This is a genomic window from Natronomonas sp., from assembly GCF_047616845.1.
Classification (GTDB): domain Archaea; phylum Halobacteriota; class Halobacteria; order Halobacteriales; family Haloarculaceae; genus Natronomonas.
Window position 1 is genome coordinate 37,261 of sequence record NZ_JBLGBY010000001.1, and the last position, 12,370, is coordinate 49,630.

16 protein-coding genes and 1 tRNA gene are annotated in these 12,370 nt (G+C 62.8%); 6 read left to right on the forward strand and 11 right to left on the reverse strand.

The annotated features are described in order from the left end of the window. Positions 1–7 precede the first annotated feature (7 nt). Positions 8–250 (forward strand): DUF5822 domain-containing protein, encoded by a 243-nt coding sequence (locus ACI8UR_RS00225; RefSeq protein ID WP_411715121.1) that lies wholly within the window; start codon positions 8–10, stop codon positions 248–250. Here ACI8UR_RS00225 and ACI8UR_RS00230 read toward each other — a convergent pair. From ACI8UR_RS00230 to ACI8UR_RS00250, 5 genes are read right to left on the reverse strand one after another with little or no spacing between them, the layout of a single operon-like run. Beyond that, positions 211–750 (reverse strand): HAD family hydrolase, encoded by a 540-nt coding sequence (locus tag ACI8UR_RS00230; protein WP_411715120.1) that lies wholly within the window; start codon positions 748–750, stop codon positions 211–213. The genes ACI8UR_RS00225 and ACI8UR_RS00230 overlap by 40 nt on opposite strands. Continuing rightward, complete coding sequence (locus ACI8UR_RS00235; protein WP_411715119.1) at positions 747–1,157, reverse strand: hypothetical protein; 411 nt, start codon at positions 1,155–1,157, stop codon at positions 747–749. The genes ACI8UR_RS00230 and ACI8UR_RS00235 overlap by 4 nt, the downstream gene beginning before the upstream one ends. Before the next feature lie 43 nt (positions 1,158–1,200). Continuing rightward, entirely contained in the window at positions 1,201–2,328 is a 1,128-nt protein-coding gene (locus ACI8UR_RS00240) for an acyl-CoA dehydrogenase family protein (protein WP_411715118.1), read from the reverse strand. 48 nt (positions 2,329–2,376) lie between these two features. Then, positions 2,377–2,580: a hypothetical protein gene (locus ACI8UR_RS00245; RefSeq protein ID WP_411715117.1), complete on the reverse strand. Its 204-nt coding sequence runs from the start codon at positions 2,578–2,580 to the stop codon at positions 2,377–2,379. A gap of 47 nt (positions 2,581–2,627) precedes the next feature. Next, complete coding sequence (locus ACI8UR_RS00250) at positions 2,628–3,152, reverse strand: helix-turn-helix domain-containing protein (protein ID WP_411715116.1); 525 nt, start codon at positions 3,150–3,152, stop codon at positions 2,628–2,630. Positions 3,153–3,278: 126 nt separating this feature from the next. Here ACI8UR_RS00250 and ACI8UR_RS00255 point away from each other — a divergent pair. After that, positions 3,279–3,363, forward strand: a tRNA-Leu gene (locus tag ACI8UR_RS00255). Between the two features lie 160 nt (positions 3,364–3,523). On the opposite strand, the gene ACI8UR_RS00260 is transcribed toward ACI8UR_RS00255, so the two are convergent. Continuing rightward, a complete protein-coding gene (locus tag ACI8UR_RS00260) occupies positions 3,524–3,658 on the reverse strand; it encodes a rubrerythrin-like domain-containing protein (protein WP_411715115.1) in 135 nt (44 codons plus the stop codon). 109 nt (positions 3,659–3,767) lie between these two features. Here ACI8UR_RS00260 and ACI8UR_RS00265 point away from each other — a divergent pair, with 109 nt between their 5' ends. Continuing rightward, positions 3,768–4,331: a DUF420 domain-containing protein gene (locus ACI8UR_RS00265; RefSeq protein ID WP_411715114.1), complete on the forward strand. Its 564-nt coding sequence runs from the start codon at positions 3,768–3,770 to the stop codon at positions 4,329–4,331. A gap of 19 nt (positions 4,332–4,350) precedes the next feature. On the opposite strand, the gene ACI8UR_RS00270 is transcribed toward ACI8UR_RS00265, so the two are convergent. Genes ACI8UR_RS00270 through sdhC form a run of 4 tightly spaced genes read right to left on the reverse strand, consistent with a single transcriptional unit; the run spans position 4,351 to position 7,850 of the window. Next, complete coding sequence (locus ACI8UR_RS00270) at positions 4,351–6,186, reverse strand: FAD-binding protein (RefSeq protein WP_411715113.1); 1,836 nt, start codon at positions 6,184–6,186, stop codon at positions 4,351–4,353. 37 nt (positions 6,187–6,223) lie between these two features. Beyond that, positions 6,224–7,090: a succinate dehydrogenase/fumarate reductase iron-sulfur subunit gene (locus ACI8UR_RS00275; protein WP_411715112.1), complete on the reverse strand. Its 867-nt coding sequence runs from the start codon at positions 7,088–7,090 to the stop codon at positions 6,224–6,226. Between the two features lie 2 nt (positions 7,091–7,092). Then, on the reverse strand, positions 7,093–7,458 hold the full coding sequence (locus ACI8UR_RS00280; RefSeq protein WP_411715111.1) for a succinate dehydrogenase hydrophobic membrane anchor subunit: 366 nt from the start codon (positions 7,456–7,458) through the stop codon (positions 7,093–7,095). Positions 7,459–7,460: 2 nt separating this feature from the next. Continuing rightward, a complete protein-coding gene (gene sdhC, locus ACI8UR_RS00285; protein WP_411715110.1) occupies positions 7,461–7,850 on the reverse strand; it encodes a succinate dehydrogenase, cytochrome b556 subunit in 390 nt (129 codons plus the stop codon). Between the two features lie 298 nt (positions 7,851–8,148). On the opposite strand from sdhC, the gene ACI8UR_RS00290 reads away from it, so the two are divergent. Both ACI8UR_RS00290 and thiC read left to right on the forward strand, forming a co-directional pair. After that, positions 8,149–8,700, forward strand: a complete 552-nt coding sequence (locus ACI8UR_RS00290; protein ID WP_411715109.1) for a hypothetical protein — start codon at positions 8,149–8,151, stop codon at positions 8,698–8,700. Positions 8,701–8,753: 53 nt separating this feature from the next. Then, complete coding sequence (gene thiC / locus ACI8UR_RS00295; protein WP_411715108.1) at positions 8,754–10,184, forward strand: phosphomethylpyrimidine synthase ThiC; 1,431 nt, start codon at positions 8,754–8,756, stop codon at positions 10,182–10,184. A 3-nt stretch (positions 10,185–10,187) separates the two neighbouring features. Here thiC and ACI8UR_RS00300 read toward each other — a convergent pair whose 3' ends face one another. Then, on the reverse strand, positions 10,188–10,694 hold the full coding sequence (locus ACI8UR_RS00300) for a gamma carbonic anhydrase family protein (RefSeq protein WP_411715107.1): 507 nt from the start codon (positions 10,692–10,694) through the stop codon (positions 10,188–10,190). Between the two features lie 346 nt (positions 10,695–11,040). Between ACI8UR_RS00300 and ACI8UR_RS00305 the strand changes: the two genes are divergently transcribed. Further along, a complete protein-coding gene (locus ACI8UR_RS00305; protein ID WP_411715123.1) occupies positions 11,041–12,240 on the forward strand; it encodes a LeuA family protein in 1,200 nt (399 codons plus the stop codon). The last annotated feature ends 130 nt before the right edge of the window (positions 12,241–12,370 follow it).

Sequence of the window (12,370 nt, forward strand, 5' to 3'; positions counted from 1 at the left end):
CCCACCAATGCCCACGAGCGTCGAGACGACCGATCCGGCCGGCATCGACTACGGCTGGGTGATGCAGGTGACGTTCGTACTCACCATCGTCGTCGGCGCACCGGTCGTCGCGGCGCTGTCGCTTTTCGTGACGCTACCGACGTGGAACGCACGCGCGAACTTCGCCATCCGGGTCGGGGCGGTCGTGTGGCTCTGTATCGGGATTCCCGTCTACGCGTATGCCCGGAGCCACTCGGAGATGTCGACGTAATCGGTATCGGCGCGCTCGGCTGTTTTCTCGTCCCGTTTCGTGTCCCCGATGAAAAGCGTCGTCGAGGGGTCGCCGTCGAGCCGTCGAACCGTCTCCAGAAGCGGTTCAGGGTCTGGTTTTCGTGTTGTGACGCTATCGCGGCCGATGACCACACTGACGCCCTCGATATCGTGTTTCTCGATGGCGATGTGAACGGCGTCCTCGCAGTTCAGTGAACAGACGCCGACCGGACACGACGGTATGGTGTCGGCGGCGGCGAGTCGCTCCGAGTCGTGCGCGCCATCCCGCTCGTGGTCGGCGATGACGCGCTCGACGGCCGCTCTGTTGTCAGTTTCCTCGGATGTCTCCAACATCCCCCACAGCGTATCGGGCGGTGTCACGCCGCGCTCACGGAGCGTCTCGGCGACCTCACTGGCGACGGTGGCCCAGTCGACCCCGAGATGGACGAGCGTCCCGTCGAGGTCGAACACGACCGTCTCGTGTGCTTCGTGCTCCATCATTCTGTGACCACGTCTTCGACCGCATCGACAAGCGGCGTGACGGCGGTGCCTGGAGCCACCGTGAGGAACACGCCTTCCGTCTCGGTCACGACGCGGATAGCGATGTTCGTCCCCATGTACGTGACGAACGCCCGGACGCCATCGGGGTCGAGAAACAGCTCATCGAACAGTTCCCGCTCCGTGAAATCCAGGTGGACGTAGGAGTGAATCTGTCCGAAATGTTCGATGCGGGCGTCTTCGTCGGGATACAGGGCGTCGACACGTTCGTCGACGTACATCGTCCGGAACTCGGTTTCGTCGTAGACGACACAGAGGAGGAGGGCATCGTCGTCGACGGTTTCTCGGGCCACATCGAGGGCCCTCTCGGCGCCGAACGAAACGACCCAATCGCCCTCGTCTTCTGCCATTATCTGTGCTCGGTGCTTCGATGACAAAAGCGTATGGCCGAGGTCAGTCCAGTAGTTCGCGGGCGATGACCGTCTTCTGGATCTGGGTCGTCCCCTCGTAGATGGTCGTGATTTTGGCGTCACGGTAGAGCCGCTCGACGGGGAAATCGGTCGTGTACCCGTAGCCGCCGTGTACCTGAATCGCCTCGTTCGTCACGTCCATCGCCGCCTCACTGGCAAAGTATTTCGCGGTGCTGGCCGCCATCGCTGGCGGTTCGTCGCCATCCAGCCCGCGAGCCGCATCGTAGGTCAACAGTCGGCTCGCCTGCGTCTGCGTATGCATGTCCGCGAGCTTGTGTCGAATCGACTGGATATCGCGTATCGGCCCGTCGAACTGCTCGCGCTCTTCGGCGTACTCGATTGCGAGGTCGAGTGCCGACTGGGCGAGGCCGACCGACTGGGCAGCGATGCCGACGCGGCCCCCCGTCAGAATCGAGAAGGCGGCCGACAGCCCACGGCCGACCTCCGTCAGCCGGTTCTCTTTCGGAATCCTGACATCGTCGAAGATGAGCGTCGTCGTATCGCTGGCTCGGAGACCGAGTTTCTCCTCTTTCTTGCCGACCGCAAGCCCGTTGGCGTCCTTCGGGACGACGAACTGCGTCACGGTTCCGGGGTCGTCGGCATCCGTCTTCGCAAAGAGGATGACGACGTCGGAGCGGACGCCGTTCGTAATCCACTGCTTCGTGCCGTTGATGACGTACTCGTCGCCGTCCGGCGCCGCCTCGGTCGACATCTCTGCGGGATTCGAGCCGGCGTCGGGCTCCGAGAGCGCGAACGCACCCACTGGGCGGCCCTCGGCCATCTCGGGCAGCCACCGCTCTTTCTGTGCTTCGGTGCCGAACTCCGCGAGACAGGACGTGGCGAGACAGTGGACGGAAAGCGCCGTTGCGACCGCTAACTGCCCGTAGGCGACCTCCTCGTTGACGAGGGCGTACGTCAGCCCGTCGACATCAAGCCCACCGTACTCCTCGGGGACGGTCATTGCCGTCAGCTCCATCTCGGCGAGGCCGTCCCAGACCTCCTCCGGGAACGATTCGTTCTCGTCGGCTTCGCGGGCGGTCGGGCGGATCTCCTCGAGTGCGAACTCCCGAACCGTCTCCCGGATGGCGCGCTGCTCGGACGTCAGTTCCATGCAGGCCCGTTGGCGTCGACCGGCAAAAATTGTCCGCTCGCCGAAGCGCTACGCCTCTCGGAGGAAGTCGACCACAGTTTCACCGTCCGCATCGAGGCCACCGGCCTGCGCGACCGTTGGTGAGCCGCCGTCACCACCACCGAACACGCGGAGTAGAAACGTCTCCGAGAGGACGACCTCGCTGCCGCCGTCCTCGACGGTCGCCTCGAACGAGCGCGTCTCGGGGTTGTCTGGCGCTTGCGACGGAGCCATGGCTGTCGAGAGGTCGGTCGGCAACAAAAGCCGGTCGGAAGCGGACGTTACTCCTCTGCGAGTTCGACGTCGAGTCGCTGTTCGAGGGCTGCGATGAGCGCGCCGCCGACGTTTGCGCGGGCCGCACGCCCCTGCTCGACGGCGATGATGGCGTCCTCGTCGACGCCGAGCTCGTCTGCGAGTTCGTCGATCTGAAGGCCGGCGTCCTGCCGCGCTTCCTCCACGCGGTCGCCGTAGCCACGGACGAGATACGGGAGGGGATCGTCCTCGTAATCGGTGCCCTCCTCCCAGTCGGTAGTTGCCTGCTGTGCGTCACGGAGCTTGGCAGCGTTCTGGGCGGCCTTTTTGCGGCGCTTGCGTTCGGAGTCGCGCCCCGAACTGCCGCCGCTCGCACCGCCGCCGCTGCCACCGCCACTACCGTTCGACCCCTCGCCGTGGTGAGCGCACTCACCACAGACATCGAGCTCCGCTCCGGCGACAGTCGCGGTTTCGAGGTCGCGTCCCTCGGCCCCGCAGAGTTCGCAGGCGCCACCAGAGTCGCCCCCGACGCCACCAGTCGAGTATTTAGCCATAGAGAGTATCAGCGCTGCAGCATACTTCAACCCCGCGCTCCCGTGCGAACTTCTCCCGGCCGGCGGCCAAAGGAAAGCCCTTTTATCGTCCCCCGATTTACCCACGAGTGCAGCAAGAGACACCGTGCGTGGGTAGCCAAGCTAGGCCAACGGCGCAGCGTTGAGGGCGCTGTCCTGTAGAGGTCCGCCGGTTCAAATCCGGTCCCACGCACTGCCGGCGATCACAGTCGCCGAAGTCAGTGCGGGTGCTCGAAGACAGCACCCACGCAAACTTCTCACGAAACCAACTGAAAAGCGGCGCTGCCGTCCGTTGTAACACGACAGACAGCCGGCTGGCTATCCGCCCACAGCGACCACTCATCGAGAAGCGACTAGAGACTGCGACTGACGCCGATGTTCTTGAGGTAGCCGCCGCACGAACAGAGGCGACCATCCGGGTCTTGCTCCCGGTGTCCACAGTCGATACACTCGAACAGCGGTTCCTCGTCTGGTTGAGCTCCGCGCATTCCGTTCGGATGGTTTGTGCTCTGTATTGTTAACAGTTGCCATGGCTGTGCATCCAATTACGACCGTCGAATCACCAACTCTAACCACCGACCGATCGTACCATACGCCATGGAAACTCGGACGTGGGCCAGAGAGCACGTACCAGCGCTGACGGCGCTACTGACTGCCGTATCGCTGGCGCTCGTCTTCGGCGCCGCATTACAGCTGTTGCCCGTCGATGCACTGCCGAATCCCGAGGCACTGCTTTCGGCGATTCCGCACGTCAACGCCGTCATCAGCCTGCTCGCCATCGGGACGATAAGCGCCGGCGTTCGCTACATCAGGCGTGGCGATGTTCGGAAACACCGCACGCTCATGCTCACCAGTTTCGGGCTGTTCGCGCTGTTCCTCGCGCTGTATCTCTACCGGGTCGCACTCCTCGGCCCGACCGAGTTCACCGGCCCTGCAGTCGTCGAAACGTATCTCTACTACCCGTTCCTCTTCGTCCACATCTCGCTGGCCATCGTCTGTGTGCCGTTCGTCTTCTACGCGCTGTTGATCGCCGGCACCCGGCCCGTTGCCGACATCTACGAAACCAGACACCGCATTGCGGGCCGAATCGCCGCGAGCCTGTGGCTCATCTCCTTTTCGATGGGCATCGCTATCTACGCGATGCTGTATCACGTCTTCTGAAACGGAGAAATAACCGCGCTCAGTACGAGCGAACCTTCGGCTCGTACTCCTTGTTCTCGCCTTCGAGGATGACGGGCTTGTAGTAGAGGTCGGGAGTGCCGTCGTTCCAGGCGATCATGGTGTGTTTGAGCCAGTCTTCGTCCTTCCGCTCTTGGTGTTCCTGCCGCCAGTGGGCGCCACGGAACTCCTCGCGGGCGAGCGCGCCAAGGGTGATGGTCTCGGCGATATCGATGAGGTTGCCCGTCTCGATGGTGTGGATGAGGTCGGTGTTGAACGTCCGCGAGGGGTCGGCGACGGCGACGTCCTGATACCGTTCGCGACACTCCCGGATCGTCTCCAGCGCCTGCTGAAGACCCTCCTTGTTCCGGAAGACGTTGACGTTCTCCGTCATCGCCTTCTGGAGGTCTTCGCGGATTTCGGCGTGGTTCGTGCCGTCGCGTTCGAGCATCCCCTCGATGCGAGCGCGCTCGGCTTCGACGGCGTGTTCGACGACCGAGTCGGCGTCGACCATCGCACCATCGGCGGCGATGTCCTCGTCGCCTGTGTCGAGGGCACCGGGTTCGACTGGCGTGTCGAGGGAGTCTTCGTCTTCGCTCCGGGCGGAGGTGCCCGTCTGGACTTCGGCTTCGCCGAGGTCGCGGCCTGCCGCGTGGTGGCCGGCGCGGGCGCCGAAGACGATGAGTTCCGGCAGGGCGTTGCCGCCAAGACGGTTCGAGCCGTGGACGGACGCACAGGCACACTCACCGGCAGCGTAGAGGCCGTCGATGCACGTCTGACCGTGCTCGTTCGTCTCGATGCCGCCCATGTGGTAGTGCTGGCCGGGCTTGACCGGCATCGGCTCCTCGACGGGGTTGACGCCCTCGAAGTCCTCCGCGAGGTGGATGATGTTCTCCAGGCGGTCGTAGACGCGCTCGTCGCCGAGATGGCGCATGTCGAGATAGACGTACTCGTCGTTGATGCCGCGGCCTTCGTTGACCTCGGTCAGCTCGGCGCGGGCGACGACGTCGCGCGAGGCGAGTTCGCCGGCGTTGTTCGCGTAGCCACGCTCGAACATGAAGCGCTCGCCCTCGCTGTTGTAGAGGATGCCACCCTCACCGCGGACACCCTCGGAGATGAGCACACCCGTGCTCGGGAGCGTTGTCGGGTGGAACTGAACGAACTCCATGTCCTCGACTGGGACGCCCGCACGATACGCCATCGCGGGGCCGTCGCCGGTGTTCGCGACAGCGTTTGTCGTGTGGTCGAAGACCTGGCCGTCGCCACCCGTCGCGAGAATGACGCCGTTCGTGGCCTGGAAGCCGACGACCTCGCCCGACTTGATGTCGTAGGCGACGACGCCGTGGCACTCGCGGTCTTCGGGGTCGTCGTGGTCGGTGACGCCGAGCTGTGAGACGTAGAACTCGTCGTACACCTGAATACCTCGCTTGACGACCTGCTCGTACATCGTGTGCAGCAGGTGGTGGCCGGTCTCGGCGCCCGCGTACGTGGTACGGGGGAACGAGAGGCCGCCGAACGGACGCTGGGAGACGCGGCCGTCCTCTTCGCGGGAGAAGGGCATGCCCCAGTGTTCGAGCTGGATGACCTCGTCGGGGGCGTCCTGTGCCAGCGTCTCGATTACGGGTGCGTCTCCGAGGTAGTCGGAGCCCTTCATCGTGTCGTAGGCGTGCAGTTCCCAGTCGTCGCCGTCGCGGAGCGCGGCGTTGATGCCGCCCTCTGCGGCACCCGTGTGGGAACGAACTGGATGAAGCTTCGTGACCATGGCGACGTCGGCGCCTTCCTCGTGGGCCGCGATGGCCGCACGGAGACCGGCGCCGCCGGCACCGACCACGATTACGTCGTGTTCGTGTAATGTCATAGTGTTGTGTTAGGACTTGGTATCCGTTAGCGTGCGGTTACCAGAACTTCAGGTTGCTCTTGACGGCTTCCCGTTTGAGCTCCTGGATGTGTTCTGTCAGCGGGATGTCTTTCGGACACACCTCGGTACAGGAGAACTGGGTCTGACAGCGCCAGACGCCGTGTTCCTGCTCGATGATGTTGAGGCGGTGTTCCGTCATGTCGTCGCCCTCGCGTTCGTCCATCGCAAAGCGGTACGCTTTGTTGATGGCCGCGGGGCCGAGATACTCGTTGTCGCCGGCCGCGATGTTACATGAGGACATACACGCGCTACACCAGATACAGCGCGTGGACATCTTCACCTTCTCGCGGTTCTCGCGGGTCTGTCGCTGCTCTTCGTCGGCGCCCGGGAGGTCGTTCGTCTGGAAGTACGGTTCGACGGATTCCATCTGGTCGTAGAAATGCTCCATGTCGACGACGAGGTCTTTGACCACGTCGGCGTGCGGGAGCGGCTCGATGCGGACGGGCCACTCGAGGTCGGACATCTGTGTCTTGCAACCGAGTCGCTGGGAGCCGTTGATGAACAGCGCGTCGGAGCCACAGATGGCCTGCCGACAGGAGTGTCGGAAGGTCAGGCTGGAATCGAAGTGGTCGCGGGCGTAGATGAGCGCGTCGAGTACCGTCATCCCCTTGGTGAACGGGATACGGAAGGTGTCGAACCGCGGCTCCTCTTTGCCCTTGACCTCGGGGTCGAAGCGGAAGACCTTGATTTTGACAGTCTCCTCGGTGCCCGAGAGGTCTTCTTCGGCGCGTTCGCGCATGCCGGCGCGTTCGCGTTTCTCGGCCAGGCGTCGTTGCTGGTGGGCGGACTTCTGTTCGGTTTCCGGTTCGGTCTCGGTCTCTTGTTCGGTTACTTGCGTGCTCATGGTTAGACGAGGTTCGTCATGGCGAGGGAGACGCGGATGCCCTGAACGATGAGCATGACGCCGGCGACGCCCAGCAGCCATTTGACGGCCGTTTTGGGGGTGCCGTCCAGTCCCTGGTTGACGAGAGCGTTGTACACGCCGTTGACGCCGTGGAACGTGGCGGTGATGAGGAAAAGCACCATCGTCGTGAAGTAGCCGACCTGTCCCATGCGCGCGGTCGTCCCGGCGAAGGTGATTTCTGCTGCGTGGTTGACGAAGTGAAGCAGCATGAAGTGATACGCCAACACGACAACGAGGAACGCGGCCGTGATGCGCTGGAGCAGCCAGCGTGTGCCCTTCGGTTCGAATGAGGAGTAGTAGTCTGCCATCGTTAGAACCCTCCGAGGAACGTGGGAATACTCGCGACCGTGATAGCGGCCGTAGCGATCAGTGCGGCGTAGAACGCCTTATCCTGTGCCTCAAGCCCGATACCGAGGTCGACGAACAGCAGGCGGACGCCGTTGAGAATGTGGAAGACGGCGACGGCCAGCAGGCCGACCTCGAGGAATCGAACGAGGAGGAGTTCCTCCAGCCCCTGAAGCGTCGTCGTGTACGTCCCAGGGTCGACCGTGGCGGTGCTCAGAACGGCGATGTGTGTAAACAGGTAGCCGATGAGCACCCAGCCGGTGAACTTGTGGAAAATCCAGGCCCACATACCGGCAGAGAACTCCTGCCACCGCCCGAAGTCCTCTATCAGACCTCGGTCGTACGATTGACTCATGCAGTCGAGGGTCAGTACGCCGCTGGTATAGTAGTTACTACCTGCGAACGTCTCACAGACACGAACCGGCACGTTTCGCCGGGGCTTCGAGGTATCTTGTTTTGTGTCGGTCGGCGCGGTCGGCTCACATCACCGTCACGACTTCGTGGCCGTTACTTGTGAACTGCCCCATGTTCGATGTAGATACATTGTTGGTACATATAACGGCCGGGCGGTGGTGTCACGACTGACCTACGCGGCCGCATACTCGTTCGTAACCTGATAGGAATTTAAGTAAGTGGACGCGGAACACGTTTGGATGGAACCTTCAGATGAACAGCGAATCCCCATCCTGAGCGATTTTGCTGATGCGCTCGAACGCGCCGTGTTCACGGGTTGGTATCGGCGATTCATCCGGATGCTCATCGTAGCCGTCGTGATACTCGGTATCCTCCAGTTGCTGCGGTTGGGAACCGACCTCAGCGTGTTCTCGGCGGGATTCACCGAAACGCTCAATCTGGTGACAAGCGTGGCGGTTTCGGTGTTCGTCATCGCGGGCGCCCTGCAGTTGCTTATTTTCTCCCGTGGCGTCCGGCGACGCGAGGCGATGGTCGCGAAATCAGCTGAGGACGTCGAACGCTCCGCAGCGGACGTCACCAAGGCCGCCGAAGAGCTCGACAAGGCCATCGAGGAGCCCGAACAGATAGAAAAAGACCCAGACGAGATCGAAGACACGGTCGAGCAGGTCGAAGAGCAGGCCACCGAGGCAAAAGAGACCGCGGAGAAGGTGAAAGGCGACCTGCAACCGCCCGCCGAGGAAGAACAGGCGGACGCCGATGACGATGCCGAGGACGACGAAGAGCGTCGATAAGCGATAAAACGGCCGAGCCGTACTTTTATTATCTAGTTTTATAACTAGGTTGTATGACGACGCAGTTACAGCACGCGCGGGACGGAACAGTCACCGAAGCGATGGAGCGCGTCGCGGAGCGTGAGAACCGCGACGCCGAGTTCGTCCGCGAGCAGGTCGCCAACGGCCAGGCAGTCATTCCAGCGAATCACAGCCACGACAGCCTCGACCCGATGATAATCGGCCGGGAGTTCGCAACGAAGGTCAACGCGAACATCGGCAACAGTGAGACGACGAGCGGGCTCGATGAAGAACTCCAGAAACTCCACACCGCCGTTCACTACGGCGCCGACACCGTGATGGATCTCTCGACCGGCGAGAACCTCGACGAGATTCGCGAGGCCAACGTCGGCCACTCGCCGGTGCCGCTCGGCACCGTTCCCATCTATGAGGCGGTCACCCGCGTTGACGAGGTCACCGACCTCACGCCCGAACTACTGCTCGACGTCATCGAAAAGCAGGCCGAACAGGGCGTCGATTACATGACGATTCATGCGGGCGTCCTCGCAGAGCACCTACCGCTGACGGACGGCCGGACGACAGGCATCGTCTCCCGCGGCGGCTCCATCCTCGCTCAATGGATGGAAGAACACGGCGAACAGAACCCGCTTTTCACGCGTTTCGAGGCTATCTGTGAAATCTTCGCGGAACACGACGTTACCTTCAGCCTCGGCGATGGTCTCCGGCCGGGGTCGCTCGCCGATGCCTCCGACGAGGCCCAGTTCGCCGAACTCGATACCCTTGGCGAACTGACGCGAGTCGCCCAGGATCACGGCGTGCAGGTGATGGTCGAGGGGCCGGGACACGTCCCGCTGGACGAAATCGAGCCGAACATGAAGCGCCAACAGGAGGTCTGCGATGGCGCACCCTTCTACGTGCTCGGGCCGCTCGTCACCGACGTCGCGCCGGGCTACGACCACATCACGAGTGCCATCGGGGCGACGGAGGCAGCGCGTCATGGTGCCGCGATGCTGTGTTACGTCACGCCGAAAGAGCATCTGGGCCTGCCTGACGCCGAGGACGTCCGTGACGGCCTTGCTGCCTACCGCATCGCGGCGCACTCGGCTGACGTTGCCAACGGTCTGCCCGGAGCCCGCGACTGGGACGACGCGCTCTCGGAGGCCCGCTACGAGTTCGACTGGCGGCGGCAGTTCGACCTGGCCTTAGACCCCGAACGCGCACAGGCGTACCACGACCAGACGCTGCCCGGAGACAACTACAAGGAAGCCCGCTTCTGCTCGATGTGCGGCGTCGAGTTCTGCTCGATGCGTATCGACCAGGACGCACGCGACGCCGATGGTGAGATGGAAGCCATCGATAGCGAAATCGACCTCGATGCGTCGCCGGCCGCAGACGTGAACCTCCCGCCGACGGGTGTCCACGAGACGAGCCCGCTCGAAGACATCCCGGACGCAAGCGACGACGCGGTTGCAGACGACGACTGACGGCTACTCGTCGGTCAGAATCTCCGAAGATTCCATGTGCTCACGCGAGAGCTCCACGTAGCGTTGGCCTGCATAGGCCCACGGCGAGTCCTCGACCTCCTTGATCTTCTCCGCCGGCGTGCCGGCATAGAGGGTGTTCGGCTCGATTTCGCTGTCTTCCGTGACGAGGCTGTTGGCACCGACCATCGCCTCTTCGCCGATGGTCGAGCGGTCGAGAACGGTCGCGCTCATGCCGACAAGGGCGCGTTCCTCGACGGTCGCGTTGTGGACGATTGCAGTGTGGCCGACCGTCGCGTACGGGCCGATCTGGGCACCCTCATGGAGCACGGCGTTGTCCTGGACGTTTGAGCCCTCTTCGAGCCGGATGTTCCCGTGGTCGCCACGAATCGTCACGTTCGGCCAGACGCTTGCGTCCTTCTCGATGGTCACATCGCCGATGACGACTGCTGTGGGGTCAACGTACGCATCCTCGTGGACGTCCGGTTCGATGCCGTCGAAACTGCGGAGCATATCGGACACTCCGGAGGTGGCGTGTTAAACGTACGGTCGGCGGTGGACGGTCGACCGCAAGGATGAATATTTGTCAACTTCCGAACCGCGCGCGAGCCGCAAAACTGGTTGTTTCTCCACTCATAGGGCGAAATCATCTATCACACGATTATTTAAGCAGGGTATGCACGGGCTCTGGCACTGTAGCATACAAGGACGGCCGAAGAGATATTAGGCATTTACGTCGTGCGGTTTCGACGATTCGGCCGGATAGCACGTCCTCTGAATACCCGTCCAACATCTGTTTCAAAGACAGCTTTAAATACCTGGAACGCGCTTGCATCGATTGCAATGACACAGCACGAGGATACGTCGCCTTCGGCGGCGGATCGAGTTCTTCCAGGGCACGCTAGATAGTACCTCGGAGATAAGCGAGGCCCGAATTTTCGATACGACGCTGCGCGACGGCGAACAGTCACCGCGAACTTCGTTCAGTTACGAGGATAAACGCGAGATAGCCGCCATCCTGGATGACATGGGAACACACGTCATCGAGGCCGGCTTCCCCGTGAACTCCGACGCGGAGTTCGAAGCGGTACAGGACATCGCCGACGCGACATCCACCACGGTCTGCGGGCTCGCCCGCGTGGTGGAGAAGGACATCGACGCCGCGCTGGATTCCGGCGTCGAGATGGTGCACGTCTTCGCGTCCACCAGCGATGTCCAGCTGCAGGATTCGATGCACGCCACACGTCAGGAGGCGCTCGACCGGTCGGTAGCGGCCGTCGAGCGCGTCAAAGACGCCGGCGTTACCTGCATGTACTCGCCGATGGACGCCACGCGCACCGATGAATCGTTCCTGATCGACGTCATCGAGGCCGTCTCCGACGCCGGGACGGACTGGATAAACATTCCCGACACCTGTGGGGTCGCAACGCCACGACGGTTCTACGACATGGTCGAGAACGTCTGTGCGCACACGGACGCCAACGTCGACGTCCACACCCACGACGACTTCGGACTGGCCTCCGCCAACGCCCTTTCGGGCTTCGAGGCGGGCGCCGCCCAATCGCAGGTGTCCGTCAACGGCATCGGCGAACGCGCCGGCAACGCGGCCTACGAAGAGGTCGTCATGGCGCTTGAGTCGCTGTACGACGTCGACACGGGCATCAAAACCGAACGCATCACGGAGTTGGCCCGGCTCGTCGAGGAGAAAAGCGACATCCCGGTTCCGGCGAACAAGCCGGTCGTCGGCGACAACGCGTTCTCCCACGAATCCGGCATCCACGCCGCCGGCGTCATCGAGAACGCCGACACGTTCGAACCTGGCGTGATGACCCCGGAGATGGTCGGTGCGACGCGTGAACTGGTGCTCGGAAAACACACCGGCACGCACTCGGTACGAGAGCGGCTGGAAGACGCCGGTTTCGACCCGACCGACGCGGAAGTCCGTGAGGTGACCCGCATGGTGAAAGACCGCGGCGCGCAAAAGGAGAAGGTCACCTTCGAGCGGCTCAAGGAGTTTGCCCGCGAGGTGGGCGTCCGACGCGAGGAGGTTCGCGCATAGGAATGTCCACCGCGGACGGCTTTCATCCACGACAGCGACGGGTGAACGGCGGCATCGACGGACGGGCACGGAGCAACGCTTGCCCAACGCGGAACGCTTATGATCGTCCACTGCGGTATTATCGACGTGA

Bases quoted from the DNA above. Each gene is read 5' to 3' on its own strand.
- ACI8UR_RS00225 (WP_411715121.1), top strand. From the start codon at position 8: ATGCCCACGAGCGTCGAGACGACCGATCCGGCCGGCATCGACTACGGC.
- ACI8UR_RS00230 (WP_411715120.1), bottom strand. From the start codon at position 750: ATGATGGAGCACGAAGCACACGAGACGGTCGTGTTCGACCTCGACGGG.
- ACI8UR_RS00235 (WP_411715119.1), bottom strand. From the start codon at position 1,157: ATGGCAGAAGACGAGGGCGATTGGGTCGTTTCGTTCGGCGCCGAGAGG.
- ACI8UR_RS00240 (WP_411715118.1), bottom strand. From the start codon at position 2,328: ATGGAACTGACGTCCGAGCAGCGCGCCATCCGGGAGACGGTTCGGGAG.
- ACI8UR_RS00245 (WP_411715117.1), bottom strand. From the start codon at position 2,580: ATGGCTCCGTCGCAAGCGCCAGACAACCCCGAGACGCGCTCGTTCGAG.
- ACI8UR_RS00250 (WP_411715116.1), bottom strand. From the start codon at position 3,152: ATGGCTAAATACTCGACTGGTGGCGTCGGGGGCGACTCTGGTGGCGCC.
- ACI8UR_RS00260 (WP_411715115.1), bottom strand. From the start codon at position 3,658: ATGCGCGGAGCTCAACCAGACGAGGAACCGCTGTTCGAGTGTATCGAC.
- ACI8UR_RS00265 (WP_411715114.1), top strand. From the start codon at position 3,768: ATGGAAACTCGGACGTGGGCCAGAGAGCACGTACCAGCGCTGACGGCG.
- ACI8UR_RS00270 (WP_411715113.1), bottom strand. From the start codon at position 6,186: ATGACATTACACGAACACGACGTAATCGTGGTCGGTGCCGGCGGCGCC.
- ACI8UR_RS00275 (WP_411715112.1), bottom strand. From the start codon at position 7,090: ATGAGCACGCAAGTAACCGAACAAGAGACCGAGACCGAACCGGAAACC.
- ACI8UR_RS00280 (WP_411715111.1), bottom strand. From the start codon at position 7,458: ATGGCAGACTACTACTCCTCATTCGAACCGAAGGGCACACGCTGGCTG.
- sdhC (WP_411715110.1), bottom strand. From the start codon at position 7,850: ATGAGTCAATCGTACGACCGAGGTCTGATAGAGGACTTCGGGCGGTGG.
- ACI8UR_RS00290 (WP_411715109.1), top strand. From the start codon at position 8,149: ATGGAACCTTCAGATGAACAGCGAATCCCCATCCTGAGCGATTTTGCT.
- thiC (WP_411715108.1), top strand. From the start codon at position 8,754: ATGACGACGCAGTTACAGCACGCGCGGGACGGAACAGTCACCGAAGCG.
- ACI8UR_RS00300 (WP_411715107.1), bottom strand. From the start codon at position 10,694: ATGCTCCGCAGTTTCGACGGCATCGAACCGGACGTCCACGAGGATGCG.